The organism is Alteromonas sp. AWJ4_199 (assembly GCF_056159165.1).
Map to the genome: position 1 here is coordinate 1,528,165 of NZ_JBSWUR010000001.1, position 16,784 is coordinate 1,544,948.

General features: G+C 44.9%; 13 protein-coding genes. 7 read left to right on the top strand and 6 right to left on the bottom strand.

All coding sequences use genetic code 11. The features are described 5' to 3' along the window. Positions 1-291: 291 nt before the first annotated feature. The 7 genes from ACXAER_RS06680 (at position 292) to ACXAER_RS06710 (ending at position 9,243) form a co-directional block, all read left to right on the top strand. On the top strand, positions 292-2,550 hold the full coding sequence (locus tag ACXAER_RS06680; protein ID WP_474827738.1) for an LPS-assembly protein LptD: 2,259 nt from the start codon (positions 292-294) through the stop codon (positions 2,548-2,550). A 59-nt stretch (positions 2,551-2,609) separates the two neighbouring features. Further along, positions 2,610-3,893, top strand: a complete 1,284-nt coding sequence (surA, locus tag ACXAER_RS06685; protein ID WP_474827740.1) for a peptidylprolyl isomerase SurA — start codon at positions 2,610-2,612, stop codon at positions 3,891-3,893. Positions 3,894-3,906: 13 nt separating this feature from the next. Continuing rightward, positions 3,907-4,893, top strand: a complete 987-nt coding sequence (gene pdxA, locus ACXAER_RS06690) for a 4-hydroxythreonine-4-phosphate dehydrogenase PdxA (protein WP_474827742.1) — start codon at positions 3,907-3,909, stop codon at positions 4,891-4,893. Further along, the gene (rsmA, locus tag ACXAER_RS06695; RefSeq protein WP_474827744.1) at positions 4,890-5,717 is read left to right on the top strand and encodes a 16S rRNA (adenine(1518)-N(6)/adenine(1519)-N(6))-dimethyltransferase RsmA; all 828 of its coding nucleotides are present in this window, start codon (positions 4,890-4,892) and stop codon (positions 5,715-5,717) included. The genes pdxA and rsmA overlap by 4 nt, the downstream gene beginning before the upstream one ends. Before the next feature lie 8 nt (positions 5,718-5,725). Next, complete coding sequence (gene apaG / locus ACXAER_RS06700) at positions 5,726-6,100, top strand: Co2+/Mg2+ efflux protein ApaG (protein WP_118490240.1); 375 nt, start codon at positions 5,726-5,728, stop codon at positions 6,098-6,100. Positions 6,101-6,107: 7 nt separating this feature from the next. Then, positions 6,108-6,935 carry a symmetrical bis(5'-nucleosyl)-tetraphosphatase gene (locus tag ACXAER_RS06705; RefSeq protein ID WP_474827747.1) on the top strand — a complete coding sequence of 276 codons (828 nt, stop codon included), beginning with the start codon at positions 6,108-6,110 and terminating at the stop codon, positions 6,933-6,935. Positions 6,936-7,218: 283 nt separating this feature from the next. Next, a complete protein-coding gene (locus ACXAER_RS06710; RefSeq protein WP_474827749.1) occupies positions 7,219-9,243 on the top strand; it encodes a HAMP domain-containing methyl-accepting chemotaxis protein in 2,025 nt (674 codons plus the stop codon). 72 nt (positions 9,244-9,315) lie between these two features. Here the strand turns inward: ACXAER_RS06710 and lysC are convergent, their stop codons facing one another. The 6 genes from lysC to ACXAER_RS06740 all read right to left on the bottom strand — a co-directional run bounded on the left by lysC (position 9,316) and on the right by ACXAER_RS06740 (position 16,778). Then, positions 9,316-10,665, bottom strand: a complete 1,350-nt coding sequence (gene lysC, locus ACXAER_RS06715; protein WP_474827751.1) for a lysine-sensitive aspartokinase 3 — start codon at positions 10,663-10,665, stop codon at positions 9,316-9,318. A gap of 60 nt (positions 10,666-10,725) precedes the next feature. Continuing rightward, on the bottom strand, positions 10,726-11,175 hold the full coding sequence (locus ACXAER_RS06720) for a DUF192 domain-containing protein (RefSeq protein WP_474827753.1): 450 nt from the start codon (positions 11,173-11,175) through the stop codon (positions 10,726-10,728). A 72-nt stretch (positions 11,176-11,247) separates the two neighbouring features. Further along, positions 11,248-13,860 (bottom strand): bifunctional aconitate hydratase 2/2-methylisocitrate dehydratase, encoded by a 2,613-nt coding sequence (gene acnB / locus ACXAER_RS06725; RefSeq protein WP_474827755.1) that lies wholly within the window; start codon positions 13,858-13,860, stop codon positions 11,248-11,250. 350 nt (positions 13,861-14,210) lie between these two features. Next, positions 14,211-15,164 carry a DNA ligase gene (locus ACXAER_RS06730; protein ID WP_474827757.1) on the bottom strand — a complete coding sequence of 318 codons (954 nt, stop codon included), beginning with the start codon at positions 15,162-15,164 and terminating at the stop codon, positions 14,211-14,213. A gap of 141 nt (positions 15,165-15,305) precedes the next feature. After that, a complete protein-coding gene (locus tag ACXAER_RS06735; RefSeq protein ID WP_474827759.1) occupies positions 15,306-15,590 on the bottom strand; it encodes a DNA ligase in 285 nt (94 codons plus the stop codon). A 6-nt stretch (positions 15,591-15,596) separates the two neighbouring features. Next, positions 15,597-16,778 carry an alpha/beta hydrolase gene (locus tag ACXAER_RS06740; RefSeq protein WP_474827761.1) on the bottom strand — a complete coding sequence of 394 codons (1,182 nt, stop codon included), beginning with the start codon at positions 16,776-16,778 and terminating at the stop codon, positions 15,597-15,599. Between the last annotated feature and the right edge of the window lie 6 nt (positions 16,779-16,784).

Below are 16,784 nucleotides of genomic sequence, written 5' to 3' on the forward strand. Positions count from 1 at the left end.
AACTAGGGCTTAAGCAAAACGAAATCAAGCTTACTGCCGCTGTCTTTGATGTGTTGCCCATATAAAAGTGCATTTTTTTATCTGAATGGTTGGTAATTGCGACAGAAGCGCTTAGAATTGAGCGCTTGAATAAAATAGTTATAGCAAGTGAGCTCGACGCTTTATTACAGTGAAAGAAATAAAGGGCGCGATCACTGGTTTTTTTAATCGCTATGTCGAACTAACCGAGACGCAAGTCGTCTTACGTGGGTTTAAAAGCAACATACAACAAAACAGGCCACCCATTTACGCATGAAAAACACCTGCGCCATGCTTGTTTCCGCGACTCTTTTGCCTACTGTCGCGTTTGCACAGGAAACGACAGCTTCAAATTCTCAATCAGTCTCAGATGCAACTCCTCTTGCATTCTGCTCGGTCGAACCTGTTACTTTTAGCAGCCAAGCATTGATGCCTAAAGGCCATGTGAAGGTTGAAGCTAATCGAACGGAAATTATTCAAGATGCCGTGGCGCTGTTTTCTGGCAATGTAGACATAACGTCAGATACCGCGGTAATTAGCGCCTCTCAAGCGCAAGTCAATGAAACAACTAGTGGACGGGACCTGATTGCCAAGGGTGACGTGACTTACCAAGACGCACAACTCAAAGTGGAAAGTGATGCAGTAACGCTACGTTCTGAAGAAGAACGTTTAGAGATGCAAAATACCCACTACAAACTAACGGGTTTTGTTGGACAAGGTGCCGCTAAAGACATCGTGCTAGATACCGAAACCGGCATAGTACTCAAAGACGTCAGTTTCACAACTTGCCCAGAAGGTGATGAAGACTGGATGATTCGCGCCAGCGAAATCAGCTTAGAAAAAGGAACAGTATGGGGGCAAGCAAAACACACCCGCTTCTATATTGCCGATGTTCCTGTATTTTATCTGCCTTATTTTGCGTTTCCAGTAAGTAATGAGAGACAAACCGGCTTATTATTTCCCGAGCTGACAAGCTCTAGTCGAACTGGCGTAGACTACACTCAGCCTTTTTACTGGAATATTGCACCTAACTACGACATGACCATATCCCCACGCTTGATGACGCTGCGCGGTCTTCAGTTAAATACAGAATTTCGTTATCTAACAGAGCGTAGTCAGGGAAAAGCTTACGTTGAGTATTTGCCAAGCGACTCGGATATTTCGGGTAATCCAGACCGATATTTTTATCGCCTTGAGCATCAAGGGTTAATTGCTGATAACTGGCTACTTAATATCGATTTTAATGGCCTTAGTGATGACAACTATTTGGTAGATCTGGGCTCAGATTACTACAGCCGTGCAGATACACATTTGTATCGAAACATTGGATTGAGCTATTACTCACCAAATCTCTCGGTCAATATGCAAATAAAAGATTTTGAAGTGCTAGGTGACACGGCAGACAGTTATCGCGCGGTTCCAGAGATTAAAGTTAACTACAACAAAGCGTTTGGCGAATATTTCGAGTTCAACCTTGACTCTGAGGTTGCCCACTTCGACAACACGTTAGATACTGCCCCCACCGCAACGCGATTCCACATTGCGCCAACGCTTTCTGTACCGCTTCGCGCGGCGTGGGGTGAAGTTGTTGCTGAAACCACGGTTTTTCAAACCGTATATCAGCAAGACAATGTGGAAGGGACTGATTTAGAAGAAGACGTAGAGCGTACCCTTGGTCAGGCTCGCCTTTACGGTGCGCTGTACTTTGAAAGGGATACATCTTGGTTTAGTGACGATATGTCGATGACTCTTGAACCCAAAATTCAGTATCTTTACACGTCTTATGAAGATCAAACTGCCATTGGCTTTTATGACTCAACACCGCTGTTAACCGATGTAGAAGGCTTGTTCCGAGGTCAAGAGTTCACAGGTCTTGATAGAATTAGCGACAACAACCAGATTACACTTGGTGCTACCACTCGCATGTTAGATAAAAACAATCGGGAACAATTCGTTCTTAGTGTGGGTCAGATATTCTACCTTGAAGATAACAAAGTGGTTGCGGCAACTAAAAATCAAGATCGTTCAGCCCTTGCCGCAGAGGTAGATTGGCGCTTTAACCAAAATTGGTTTTTCCATTCTGATGTGCAGGTTACCACTGACACAGACAAAGTTGACCTGAGCAGCGTGGGCATTGAATACCGTAAAGATGACGCGCGCTTTATTCAATTAAGTCATCGCTACGTTCGCGATCTGAGTGGTGAAACCATTAATCAAATTGGTATTTCAGCAAGCTGGCCAATTTCTGAGAATTGGCAATGGGTTGGCCGTACTTACCGTGATTTAGAGCGCCATCGAAGTGTGGAAACCTACGCAGGTATTCAATATGAGTCTTGCTGCTGGGCAGTTAGACTTGTCGCCCAGCGCAGTCTGAACAACCGCTACAACGACAGTGGCGTCCAGACAACGGACGATTTTGACTCTGGTGTGTCGCTTCAATTTATTTTCAAAGGCATTGGTTCGTCGGGAACCCAAAGAAGCATGCTTCGAGACGGTATGTTTGGCTATCGTCAGCCTTATAGTTTAAATTAACCCGCAGTTGAGCGCTTATCGGCGCTTAATTGCAATTAACCAATAATAAAAGAGTGTGTATGAAGTTCATTATCCGTGCATTGATGTTAGGTGCCCTACTCTCGTTTAACAGCTTGGCGCAAGAAGTAATGCTAGACCGCGTAGCTGTGATTGTTGACCAAGGCGTTATACTTGAAAGCGAAATTGATGCCCTTGTACAAGATGTTAAACGCAACGCTGAAGCTAACAACCAACAACTGCCTTCAGACCGTGCGCTACGTACACAGGCTATTGAGCGTTTAATTACAAAGAGCCTTCAGCTACAAATGGCTGAGCGCATGGGTATTCGTATTAGCGATCCCCAGCTAGAACAAACCATTGGTAATATCGCATCTAATCAGAATGCAACCATTGAGCAACTTCGCGCACAATTAACTGCTGAAGGCATTGCATACGAAGACTATCGCGAAGATATTCGTGAAGAAATTATTATGGGTGAGGTTCGCCGCGCTAACGTACGTCGCCGTGTTTATATCACGCCCCAAGAAATAGACACGTTAATTGATTTAATGGAACAACAAGGTGCAACGCAGGCAGAGTACCGATTAGGTCACATCCTTATTGGCTTCCCACCTGAACCAACAGACGAAGATATTCAGGCAGCACGAGAGCGCGCAGACAAAGTTATCTCTTTATTAGAATCGGGTTCTGATTTTGCTAAAATTGCCATTGCGTCATCATCAGGTAACGAAGCGCTAGAAGGTGGTGACATGGGTTGGCTTAACATTAATGCTATGCCTACCCTATTTGCTGAAGCAATTCAGGGCAAAGATAAAGACGCCCTTGTTGGACCAATCCGAAGCGGCGCAGGATTTCACATTCTTAAAGTACTGGATACTCGAGGTATTGAGAAAGTCACCGTGGAAGAAGTGAACTCACGTCATATCCTGGTTAAGCCATCAATTATTTTGAGCGAAGAAAAAGCAAAAGAGATGCTAGTGCGCTTCAAAGAAGAATTGAAAAACGGTGAAGCGGACTTTGCAGAGTTGGCTAAAGAATATTCAGAAGACCCTGGCTCAGCCCTTCGCGGTGGCGAACTAGGTTGGTCTGACCCAGGTAATTATGTACCTGAGTTTAAAGAAGCATTATCACAGCTTGAACCTGGCGAATACAGCGACCCAGTGCGGACTGTTCACGGCTGGCACTTAATTCAACTTAACGACCGTCGCATGGATGACGCAACGGATAAACGTAAAGAAGATAAAGCATATCAGCTTATCTTTAACCGTAAATTTTCAGAAGAAACCGAAAACTGGTTACGTGAGATGCGTGATGCCGCTTACGTCGAAGTTGTCGAATCTTAATAATAAGTTATTCATGAGCACACCAATTAAAATAGCAATAACGCCGGGAGAACCGGCCGGTATCGGGCCAGATTTGATCATTAAACTGGCCCAGGAAACATGGCAAGCCCAGCTTGTCGTGTTTGCCGATGGCGACATGCTAAAAGCACGAGCAAGCACCCTAGGGCTTCCGTTGACGTTAATCGATTACGACGAAAATAACCCGCAGATACAAGCTGCGGGTTCGTTGTTTATTAAGCAGATAGACAAAACCACTGACGTTATCCCCGGAAACCTTGATAGTGAAAACGGGCTGTATGTGGTCGAAACCTTACGCCAAGCGTGCCAGGCCAATATGGACGGCGATTTTGACGCTGTTGTAACTGGCCCGGTGCACAAAGGCATTATTAACAAAGCCGGTGTATCCTTCAGTGGCCATACTGAGTTTTTTGCTTACCAGTCCAATACCATTGATGTGGTTATGCTGTTGGCAACTGAAGGGCTTAATGTGGCGCTTGCTACAACTCATATCCCACTTGAATACGTAGCAAAAGCAATCACTCGCGAGCGCCTGCACAAAGTTATTCATATTATCAATACTGACCTAAAGCTAAAGTTTGGCATTAAAGAGCCTCACATTTACGTATGCGGATTAAACCCGCATGCGGGTGAAGATGGCCATATTGGTACTGAAGAGATCCACACTATCGTCCCAGCGCTAAATGAGCTAAGAGACGAAGGCCTTAAGATTACCGGCCCCCTGCCCGCTGACACCATATTTCAGCCTAAATACCTAGAAAATGCCGACGTTGTGCTAGCTATGTATCACGACCAGGGCTTACCCGTGCTAAAATACAAGGGTTTTGGGGCGTCAGTGAATATCACATTAGGATTACCTTTTGTTCGCACTTCAGTCGACCACGGTACTGCATTAGATTTAGCAGGTACAGGTGAAGCCGACGCCGGTAGTTTCAGAAAAGCATTGGAAAAAGCCATTGAGCTTGCACATCATCAACAATGAGTAAAACACATTTAGGCCATACGGCCAGAAAGCGATTCGGGCAGAATTTCTTACACGATGACTACGTGATAGGTAAAATTGTTGCAGCCATCGCGCCAAAAAGTGAGCAAAACCTGGTAGAAATTGGACCAGGTTTAGGCGCATTAACAGACCCTGTTTGTGAAGAAGTTGACGCATTAACGGTCATTGAACTTGACCGCGACCTTGCCAAACGTCTGCGACACCACCCATTTAACGGTGAAAAACTAACCGTTATTGAACAAGACGCGATGACGATGGATTTCGGCGCACTATGCAAAGAAATGCCAATAAAAGACAAGAAGCTTCGTGTATTTGGTAACTTGCCTTACAACATTTCAACGCCGCTAATGTTCCACCTTTTTGATCATGCTCATTGCATCGAAGACATGCATTTTATGCTTCAAAAAGAGGTGGTGAACCGACTAGCTGCTGGACCGAGATCTAAAAATTACGGCAGGCTTTCAGTAATGGCCCAGTACTATTGCCACGTGATCCCTGTTTTGAATGTTCCGCCAGGTGCCTTCAAGCCACCTCCGAAGGTAGACTCGGCCGTTGTAAAACTAGTTCCACATCAAGCTCCACCCGTTGATGTTGAATCAGTAAATACCCTTGAGCGCGTTTGTGCACAGGCTTTTAATCAACGCCGAAAAACTATTCGTAACTCACTGAAAGACAGCTTAAGTGAGGAAGAAATCCGTGAGTTAGGGTTAGATCCAACTTCTCGCGCAGAAGTGTTATCGCTTAACGACTTTGCCACTATAGCTAACGCTGTATCGGCAAAAGAGCACCAACAAGAGCAATAAGTTCCTCTATGGATGTACTTGATATAAAGGTGCGGGTGAAAACCCGTCACCTTCCTGACCACCTGCCCTCAGATTCTAAGCAGTTCGCGTTTGCCTACCACATTACTATTGAAAACAATAGTGAGCATACCGTCCAACTGCTTAGTCGCTATTGGAAGATAACCGACGCTAACGGTAAAACGTCAGAAGTAGAGGGTGATGGAGTGGTAGGAAAACAGCCTATAATGAAAGCTGGTGAACATTTTGACTATACCAGTGGCGCAGTCATTGACACACCGGTTGGCAATATGGAAGGCTACTATGTAATGGAACTAGAAAGCGGTGAGCGTTTTCGCGTTCCTATAAACGTATTTCGCCTAGCCATTCCAAGCATTCTTCATTAAGGTTTCTATGTCTAAAGGTAACACCTACGTCATTGGCGATATTCAGGGCTGTTATGACGGTCTTCGTCGCGTATTGGATAAAGTAGAATTTGACGAGACAAACGACAAGCTGTTTGCTGTCGGTGACTTGGTTGCAAGAGGAGAAGATTCGCTTAGCACATTGCGCTTTCTGAAATCTCTTGGCAGCCAGTTTAATAGTGTTTTAGGTAACCACGACCTACATTTACTCGCCGTTGTTAACGACATCCGTAAAGCCAAAAAGTCAGATAAGTTAGACCCGCTTCTTAACGCTTCGGATTTAAACGAACTGGTTGATTGGTTGCGGCAGTTTCCTCTAGCGATGAAATTAGATGAAAACTCTGTGATGGTCCACGCGGGACTTTATCCTAAGTGGTCTATTGATGAGTGCGTTTCACTTAGTGATGAAGTTTGCAACATCCTTAAGTCCGCTGATTACGCCACTTTTCTTTCAAAGATGTACGGAAATACACCCTACAACTGGTCAGATAAACTTAAAGGTGACGAGCGACTGCGCTTTATTGTGAATGCGTGTACGCGCATGCGGTTTGTTCATACCGATGGCACCCTCGACTTTGACAATAAGTCTCATCCTAGTACTGTTTCTAGTAGTGCTAATAGCACCTTAAAGCCTTGGTTTGAAATAGAAAACACAAAGTTCACAACTAGCCAGCGAGTAATTTTCGGACACTGGGCCGCGCTATCAGGACATACAAATAACTCACAGTTTGTTGGTTTAGATACTGGCTACGTGTGGGGGCAAAGTATGACGCTATTGAATTTAGATACCGCAACTTTGATTAGCGTACCGGCATAGAATCATTATTATATACACGCCTACAGATACGAAACTTATCCGCGGAAGAGCCTGCTTTTTTCGGTCAAACTGGTTGTACCAGTAATAACAATCAGACTTAAGTGCTAAATAAAATAAACATTAAGTCTTTGTAGCCGATACACTTACTTGTAAAAGTAACGATGATGTTTCGTTACCTGCTCAGCATTCAAGCATGCATCACTTTATAAGTGCTATATTTTGTTAGCTGAGGCGGGTAATATCGTTAGGGATAAAAATAAAAAACACTCATCCAGGAGTTCCGATGAAAATAACGGTAGCCACACGCGTAATCGGGGGATTTGTAGCGATTAGCGCACTTCTAATCGTTATAAGTGTTGTCTCACTTTATAACCTCAATTCCATAGGCTCTGCAACAGAGGAAGTAAATGACGTTGCCTTGCCCACGGTAGCAGGCAGTAATGCACTCAAAGCAAGCTTCCTGAATATGGGTCGACTTACCTTCGAAAGCTATATCGAAGAAGATTTAAGTGATCTTAAGAACAAAAGAGCGTCATTTAACTCTGCCCAAGACACCTTTGAAAATGAGTACAACAAGCTAGCGCAAGCCGTTAGTAATGAGCCAGAGCTAAGAAACACGTTAAACAGTGTTCGTGAATCTTATGATGCGTATATCACTAATGTTGAGGCTATGTACAAGAATCACAAAATGTACCTCGACTTGCGCAACAATATACAAGACAGACTAGGTGATGCTGAAGATAACGCAGACGATGCCTCCACCTACCTTTTGGATTTTTCGGACTTAGATTCAGTGCAGCGCGATCCTAATCTTAGACGTGCAGCTGAGATCGGCGGCCAGCTTGAGACCTCACTACTTTCTCTTTTAACTGTTTCATATGAATATATAAAAACCGAGACATTAGTACGTTCGCAGACATTAGGTAACGAAGTTGATCTTGTCGTTGAAAAGGTGGTTACCCAGCTAAGCGATATGGTTGAAGCTGCGGGCGGTCGTGATGATTCAGGTACGCTTGATGATATTAACGACTTGGTTAACGATGCCATCAACGCCATTAAAGCTAATGATGGTGTAGTACAGCTTCATGTCGATCGCCTAGAGCGTAGAAATGACGCAGAAAAGGCACTTAACGCTTCAGATTCAAATATCACTCAAGGGGTTATCGAACTTGAAAACCTGCTTAATCTTGCTGATAAAAAAGCGTCTCATATAGAGAGCCAAGTAAATGGTGCTATTACAACAGGTAACACCTTTGTTATCGTTGTTGTAATCATCTCTATTGCTGTTGCAGCGTTCATTGGTTACGTCACAGTTCGCGCAATTACACGCCCACTTTATCGCGTAAACGAGCTACTCACTGTTGCTTCATCAGGTGACCTTACTCATCGCCTAGACGATTCAGCACAAGACGAGTTTGGGCTATTAGCAAGAAACTGTAATACGCTAATTGGCAACCTCAAAGAGCTTATTACCGCCATCAATGTTCGGGCAGAGCAGCTAGCTGCAGCGTCGGAACAAACATCAGCAGTGACGGCACAAACCACCCACTCTATTCAGGATCAGAAATCACAAATTGGCCAGGTCGCAACAGCTACAACAGAAATGCATTCAACCTCGCAGCTTGTTGTGCAAAGTGCGGAAGACACACTTAGCCAGATTCGCCATGCAGATGCTGAAGCTGAAAATGTTCGCCAAATCTCGCTAGAGAACAAAAATACTATTGAAATCCTATCTCGAGATGTACAAGAAGCAGCCGACGTTATTAATAAGCTTCATCAAGATAGCGCGAGCATTGGTGGCATTCTTGACGTTATTCGCGGTGTTGCCGACCAAACTAACTTACTTGCATTGAACGCCGCTATCGAAGCTGCCCGTGCAGGTGAACAAGGGCGAGGCTTTGCGGTAGTTGCAGATGAAGTGAGAACCCTTGCGAGCCGAACACAGGAGTCGACGCAAGAGATCAACGCCATGATTGAAGTGCTTCAAGCTGGGGCTGAAAAAGCGGTATCTGTGATGGATCAAGGTAAAGAGCAAACTGCAGCATGTGTAGCACAAACTGAAAAAGCCACGCAAGCGCTAGATATTATTTCCGACGCGGTTCACAAAGCCCATGACGTTAGCTCTCAAATTGAGCAGTCTGCCCGTGAACAGAATACGGTATCGCAAGAAATCAGTGAAAAGCTTGAAACTATTGTGAGCATTGCAGAAGAGACAACTTCGGGTGCACAGCAAACATCTGAGTCTAGCCATGAAGTGGCACGTCTTGCCGAAGAGCTACAGCAGTCTATCAGGCAGTTTAAAGTTTAATATTCTAAGAGTAATAAAAAAAACGGTCGCCTTGAGGCGACCGTTTTTTTTACGCTTTACGCAAACCTAGACTTATTCAAACAATGCCGAATGCAGCTTGCGAACCACGTCGTCACTGTCGGTCTCGTTGACCAAGAATGATAAGTTGTGCGGGTTAGCACCAAAGCAAATCATACGCAGATTGAAATCAGATACCGCAGATAGAATCTTGCTAGAAACTCCAATTGCCGTTTGCATGTTGTTACCTACAACAGTGACAAGGTCGTAACCTTTTTCCACTTTAACGTCACAGATAGTTTCAAGCTCGGCGATGGTCTCTTTATTCAAACGCTGGGCTACAGAGTTAGCTGGGTTATCAAGAGTAAAAGATACCGAGATTTCCGATGTTGTTACCAAATCAACACTCAGCTTATGCTTAGCGATGATAGCAAATACCTGCTGTAGGAAGCCTTGCGCGTACATCATTTTCGGTGTTTTCACTGTCACCATTACTTGCTCTTTACGGCGAGTAATAGCACGGTACGGTGGTTCGTGCTCACAATCACGCACAATCCATGTACCACCCTTTTCAGGCTCTTTGCTTGACCCTACAAACACTTTAATGTCTTTACGTAGAGCTGGCTCCATAGTGGCAGGGTGCAACACTTTAGCACCAAAGGTGGCCATTTCCGCCGCTTCTTCAAAGCTCAGTTCAGGCAGCGGATGGGCAGCAGGAGTAATGCGCGGATCAGTTGTGTACACACCCGTTACATCAGTCCAAATCTCGCACGATTCTGCATCAAGCGCTTCAGCAAGTAGTGCAGCCGTAAAATCAGAGCCACCACGACCTAACGTTGTAGTGCGGCCTTCTTCATCTGCACCAACAAAGCCTTGTGTAACTACAATAGCGTCTTTAATTTCGGGCGCCAGCAACTGTTTGGCAAGTTTTTCAATTTCTTCTATTTGAGGCGCGCCTTCACCGAATTCGCTGTCAGTACGAAGTACTTTGCGAACATCAAAGTTCATGGTTTTCACGCCTTGCTCTGCAAGTACTGATGAGAACATCAATGATGACATTCGCTCACCCATAGATAGCAGCTGATCTTTCAAATCATCGCGGTGAAGAATTTCTTCGTGAAACGCTAAGCTACGCATTTCTTCTAGCAAATCGTTAAGTTTGGTCTCTATTGCATCTTTGTCTTTAAGCTTATTGAGAATAGCGTGTTCTATATCAACAATGGCTTGGCAGGTTTCTTCAATTTGCTGTTGCGTCATTGGAGTATGCGCTAAGCTAACAAGGTGATTTGTTACCCCTGCTGAAGCACTCACTACCACAATGCGTGTATTTTCATTACCGGCAACAATTCGGGCGCAGTTTTGCATTACTTCGTAATTCGCTACGCTAGTTCCACCGAACTTAGCTATCGATAAGGCATTTGTCACTATATTTAACTCCAGAATAAAACTAGCTTTTCGCTAGCAGCAACCGTGCTTTTTGCACGGTTAATCAATCGTTATTTGGTCGCCTACTTTAATATTATTCTCGGCAAACCACCCTTGGTTCATTTCCAACGCGTAAAGTACCTCTTTCGATGATCCGACCGACTCCAAACTATGGGGAGTGAGAGGTTTTATATCCGTTATTACGCCATTTCTGTCGATAAATGCTACGTCTAGGGGAACAAAGGTGTTTTTCATCCACATGCCCGCTAATTTAGGGCTAGAAAACTTAAAAAACATACCACAGTTTTCGCACAAGGCTTTGCGAAACATAAGGCCCTGCGCGCGTTGCTCAAAGGTATTGGCATACTCAACTTCATAGTGCTTGCCACCTATCTTCAGTGTAATGGATTCGAAGTCCACTGAATTCAGTGGCGATACAGGGTCCACCTGCGCTTTTGCACACCCTAAGGTTAATACAAGTGCAGCAACAATAAAGAAAGATTTTCCCATTAGACATTCCTTTTCGCCATAAAAAAAGCCGGTCACCACGTAGGCAACCGGCTTTGTAGTTTATACACTATTTTAAGCAACATTCAACGTTGGAATAATGCGCGCTTTCGCTTCCTCTTCTGCCTTTTTAAAGCTAGGCATTTTGTCGAAGTTTAAGTAGCGGAATACTTCACCCGACATTGCGTTAATTTTGCTGGCGTATTCCATGTACTCTTCAGCAGTTGGGATGCGCCCTACAATAGCACCCACAGCAGCGAGCTCAGCTGAGGTCAAATATACATTGGCCCCATCGCCTAAGCGATTAGGGAAGTTACGAGTAGATGTTGAAAGCACAGTGGTGCCTGCATCAACTCTAGCTTGGTTACCCATACAAAGTGAACACCCCGGCATCTCGGTGCGCACGCCTACGCGACCATAAATGTTGTAATACCCCTCTTCCATTAACTGGGCCTTATCCATCTTAGTCGGTGGTGACATCCACAAACGGGTAGGCAGCGTTTTATTGTATTGCTCAAGCAATTTGCCGGCTGCACGGAAGTGGCCAATGTTTGTCATACACGAGCCAATGAATACCTCGTCTACCTTGTCGCCTGCAACGTCAGATAAGGTTTTCGCGTCGTCCGGATCGTTAGGGCAGCAAACGATAGGCTCTTTAATATCGTTAAGGTCAATTTCGATAATCTCCGCATATTCAGCATCCGCATCGGCGCGCATTAATTCTGGGTTGGCTAACCATTCTTCCATTTTTTGCGCTCGGCGCTCTAATGTGCGCGGGTCGCCGTAACCTTCATTAATCATCCAGCGAAGCATGGTAATGTTTGAACGCAAGTATTCAGCAATCGACGCTTCAGAAAGATTAATAGTACAACCTGCTGCCGAACGCTCTGCCGATGCATCGGATAACTCAAATGCCTGTTCTACAGTAAGGTTTTCTAACCCTTCGATTTCTAAAATACGGCCAGAGAAGGCGTTGATTTTGCCTTTTTTCTCTACCGTTAACAGACCTTGTTTTATGGCGTACAGCGGTATGGCATGTACTAGGTCGCGTAGCGTAATGCCCGGCTGCATATCGCCTTTAAATCGCACCAGTACCGACTCGGGCATATCTAGAGGCATAACGCCTGTTGCTGCTGCAAACGCCACCAAGCCAGAGCCGGCAGGGAACGAAATACCTAATGGAAAACGAGTATGTGAGTCCCCTCCCGTGCCTACTGTGTCAGGTAGCAGCATGCGGTTTAACCAGCTATGGATAATGCCGTCACCAGGACGAAGCGATACGCCACCGCGGTTCATTATAAAATCAGGGAGCGTGTGCTGGGTTTCTATATCCACCGGCTTTGGATAAGCGGCGGTGTGACAGAATGATTGCATGGTTAAATCGGCAGTAAAGCCAAGACAGGCTAGGTCTTTAAGCTCATCGCGGGTCATTGGCCCCGTGGTATCTTGCGAACCCACGGTTGTCATTTTAGGTTCGCAGTAGGTACCTGGTCGAATACCTTCAACACCGCACGCCTTACCCACCATTTTTTGCGCTAGCGAGAAACCCGCTCCACTGTCTTTTGGCTGTTCAGGCGTACGGAATAAATCCGTTGGGCCTAAACCTAGTGTCTCACGCGCCTTCTCGGTAAGGCCACGACCAATAATCAGGTTGATACGTCCACCTGCGCGCACTTCATCCAGAATCACCTTCGACTTGTAGCTGTATTCTGCAAGAAGCTCACCGGTTTCGTGGTTGGTGATTTTGCCTTCAAACGGATAGATGTCTATTACATCACCCATGTTCATTTTTTCAACATCGGCTTCAAATACCAATGCACCAGCATCTTCCATAGTGTTAAAAAAGATAGGCGCGACTTTTGAACCAATGCACACACCGCCGCCTCGTTTATTAGGCACACCCGGTAAGTCCTCACCAAAGAACCACAACACAGAGTTAGTGGCCGACTTGCGTGACGAGCCGGTACCGACTACATCACCGACGAAAGCAACAGGGTATCCCTTACTTTTTACTTCTTCTATTTGCGCCATTGGGCCTTTAACACCAGGCTCTTCTGGATCTAAACCTTCGCGTGGCATCTTGTAAGCTGCCAGGGCATGCAGAGGAATATCTGGACGAGACCATGCGTCAGGGGCTGGCGACAAATCATCAGTGTTCGTTTCACCTGTTACTTTAAACACGGTGTAAGTGATTTTATCGTCCATTAACTTGCGCGACGTGAACCACTCACCTTCAGCCCAAGATTCGATGATGTCAGTGGCATACTCGTTACCCGCTTTGTGCTTTTCTTCCACATCGTGATAAGCATCAAACATTAAAAGGGTATGTTTCAGCTCTTTCGCAGCCAACGGCGCAAGCGCTTTATCATCAAGTAGCTCTACTAAAGTGGCAATGTTGTAGCCACCGTGCATATTTCCTAGCAGTTCAACGGCTTTCTCTTTAGAGATAAGCTCACAACTGTCTTCGCCTTTTGCAATAGCACTTAAGAAACCAGCTTTGACGTAAGCTGCCTCATCAACCCCAGGTGGCACGCGTTCTGACAGCAGTTCTAAAAGAAAGTCCCCTTCGCCTGCTGGCGGGTTCTTTAATAAATCAACCAGGCCAGCTACCTGTTCAGCGTTAAGCGGTTTAGGTGGAATATTTTGAGCGGCACGTTCTTCAACGTGATTGCGATAGTCTTGTAACACAGTCTCTTCCTCTAAGTTAGCTTGCGCAATGGGAGTAAACGGTCTTGTACGCACTTGACGCAAGGTGTGTTTAATAAATCATCAACAGTATAACTTCACGGGCTCATTTTTTAAATTTAGCGCCCTTTTAATTCACTTATAATCGCTATTCATACCATTACCTCTAAACGGAAAAAGCGATTAAAAAGAAATAAGCAAAGTCATTTTAGCAATTAACATGTAGTAAAGTTATAGGGCTTAGTGACTTAAAGACAAGGGGTTAGCTGTACACGATGCTTCTTCAATTGAAGCAAACCGTAAACGATTAACAACAGTAAGTTCATTGTGACTATACTGGCAGTAAATAAGTGTTAATTGGGCAAGTCTGTCTGAGGTCTAGTGCGAAGATAGCTTGCAAACTTTGGCTTTCCATTTTTGGTTAAGCCGCAGTACTTAAAGGTTACCCAGCTACCGATAGCGGGCGGAGATTGGCGCTCATTTTCTGAGAAGCCCGTTCCTAATTTAAATTGAATGCCTTCTCGCGTTTCTACAAGAAGCGAGCCCATCATTCCCTTAAATCGTCCTTTTCCCGGAAGCAATGCCAGTACCTTCCCTTCGGCATCTTCAAAGCGTTTTACTTTGAGTAACTTGTCACTTCGCCCGGATGTGTACAGCGCTTGTTCATGATGAAGCATTAACCCTTCTCCGCCTTCCTGGGTTACTTGCTTCAGCTTTTTATCAAGTGAAGCAATAGACGTAAGCTTAAATTGAGGGATAACTGCAAACGTTGGATTAGGTGTAGATTTACTTAGGCTGTTAAGCATGTTGAGTCGCCGACCAAAGGGCTCACCCATCATAGGCATGTCAAAGGCCATAAATCTAACTTTGGCCCAGCGTTTTGCAGATAGAGAATTTGCTGCGGCAATAGTGTCTGCTGAAGAGACTGTGCTAGATGAAGCATTGGCGACAGAATGCGGCTCGATGTTTGTCAACGTTGAAAGCACAATAGAAGCTGTACGTTCAAACTCCCCTCTTCCTATCCAAAGTTCGCCGTCAATAGTGGTTTCTGGCCAGTTGGCGGTGAACCATGTTGGCGCGAATATCTTGTTCCCATTACGGGTAAGTAGTTCAGTACCGTTCCATCTTGCGCGAATACCGTCTAGCTTCTCACTAACCCAATAGTCAGCTACATTAATATCGGCGCGACTTTGATTGTATTGCTTAGCAAGCTGCAGCCCTTCGACAGTATCGAGCATGTGATTAGCATTAACGTTAGCTATGGCAGTGACTAAAAGTACACATACAGCCGTCAAAAAATTTCGCATCGACTCTTCCTGTAAAGTATTAACCTTTGCTTGCTTCAACGCTTTTAATAGAGAAGCAAAAACAAAGAAGACAGAGTAAATTACTCTGCCTTCTTTGTTTTTATAACTGTACGTAAGAAGGTTTTTTAGCGTATAAAAACTTTAGTCAGTAATTATATCGATGACAGAGATAAGTACGTCTTCAGCAAAAGCTTCCCCCATAGTTTTTTCTTTGTCTCGTCTTGATTGATTGGTCTCTAAGCAAGCATTTAGCTGCTCATCGGCAGTGTAAACGCCGTGAACATCTGCATTACGAGCTTGCTCAATACAGTGATCGGTTTGTCCTGTCGTGACGGTACTACATCCACTTGCGCCTAAAACGCCCCCAATTAATACCACTGTGGTTGCGAACTTGTTTAAATATTTACATTTACCAGTGTGTTTCAAGGTAACTTATTCCTTTAATAAAGACTGTAAGCGTTTTTGCCTATTCATATAAACCTGATGGCCATCGTGCTCAGGCGTAGAAAGTGCTAAAGCCTGATTCACGCTTTCCAGCGCTTTTTTGTACTCGCCCATCTGCTCGTAACCATAGGCTAAGCCATTATAAGCGTCTGGCGTTTTAGGATACTCAGCAATATCATATTTAAACAAGGCGATGGCTTTGTTGTAATTTTGTTTACCCACATAGTGATAACCTAACTCGCGAATAACCCATTCCGGCGCGTCGAGTTTCTCGCCTCGCTGCTTTGAAACACGGGCGTAATAGTCTTGAATACTCTTAATATCTCCACTGAACTGCTGCGGCCTTAAATAAGCTGATAAGAACAAATGATGGTAAGCGCTGAAAGTTGACGCAGCTGAGATCAGATTGTGGGTAACCCCCTCGTAGGCTTCGTTCTCCCATCTTAATCCGGCAGGTTGATTTGCCCGCATTCCAGAAATCATATCGTTGTAGTATGGGCGCATGGGCGCGCGTTCATTGCCGATAGACGTGTAAATGAAGTGGTCTAAGTGATTGGCTGATTTTAAAAATTCAACCGTACTTTTTGCAGATGCGCCATAGTTCCACCACACCGCAGCACTGTAAGACAGCGCGGCGTTAAAAAGCTCAGGTTTCTGGGTAAGTGCGTACAACGCGAATACACCTCCGGCTGATGCACCCTCTATCACTCGAAAGTCATGCACGCGATATTTCTTCTCTACCATCGGCATAAGCTCAGTGGTGATAAAGGAAAGAAAGTTTGCACCGCCACCGCCATAGCCTACAGGTCCGTTTGGATCTTCATTTGCCGTGGGATATAAATCGCGAAGTCGGTCGGTATTTTCAATGGCGACTATAATGACTTCCGGTGCAGCATTCTGAGATTGCAGCGATTCTAGCACTGCATTCATCATAGTAAGATTTCCCGCACCATCTAGACGATAAATAACGGGGTATTTCTTGTCGGGGTTTTCGGCATAACCTTTTGGAAGCTGAACAACCACTTCTCGTTGCTCGTTTAGCACTTTAGATTGGAGTTTCTCTACCTTCCGTTCGTAACGCTGGCTGTCGCTGCCTGTTTCGCTGTTAGCAGGAAGGCTCGTGAAAGCAAGAAATAGCAGGGCAATTATAATATGTATTTGTGACTTCAAACTTAA

What these genes read in the sequence shown, in the direction of transcription:
- ACXAER_RS06680 (WP_474827738.1), top strand. Translation starts at nt 292, where the DNA reads ATGAAAAACACCTGCGCCATGCTTGTTTCCGCGACTCTTTTGCCTACT.
- surA (WP_474827740.1), top strand. Translation starts at nt 2,610, where the DNA reads ATGAAGTTCATTATCCGTGCATTGATGTTAGGTGCCCTACTCTCGTTT.
- pdxA (WP_474827742.1), top strand. Translation starts at nt 3,907, where the DNA reads ATGAGCACACCAATTAAAATAGCAATAACGCCGGGAGAACCGGCCGGT.
- rsmA (WP_474827744.1), top strand. Translation starts at nt 4,890, where the DNA reads ATGAGTAAAACACATTTAGGCCATACGGCCAGAAAGCGATTCGGGCAG.
- apaG (WP_118490240.1), top strand. Translation starts at nt 5,726, where the DNA reads ATGGATGTACTTGATATAAAGGTGCGGGTGAAAACCCGTCACCTTCCT.
- ACXAER_RS06705 (WP_474827747.1), top strand. Translation starts at nt 6,108, where the DNA reads ATGTCTAAAGGTAACACCTACGTCATTGGCGATATTCAGGGCTGTTAT.
- ACXAER_RS06710 (WP_474827749.1), top strand. Translation starts at nt 7,219, where the DNA reads ATGAAAATAACGGTAGCCACACGCGTAATCGGGGGATTTGTAGCGATT.
- ACXAER_RS06720 (WP_474827753.1), bottom strand. Translation starts at nt 11,175, where the DNA reads ATGGGAAAATCTTTCTTTATTGTTGCTGCACTTGTATTAACCTTAGGG.
- ACXAER_RS06730 (WP_474827757.1), bottom strand. Translation starts at nt 15,164, where the DNA reads ATGCGAAATTTTTTGACGGCTGTATGTGTACTTTTAGTCACTGCCATA.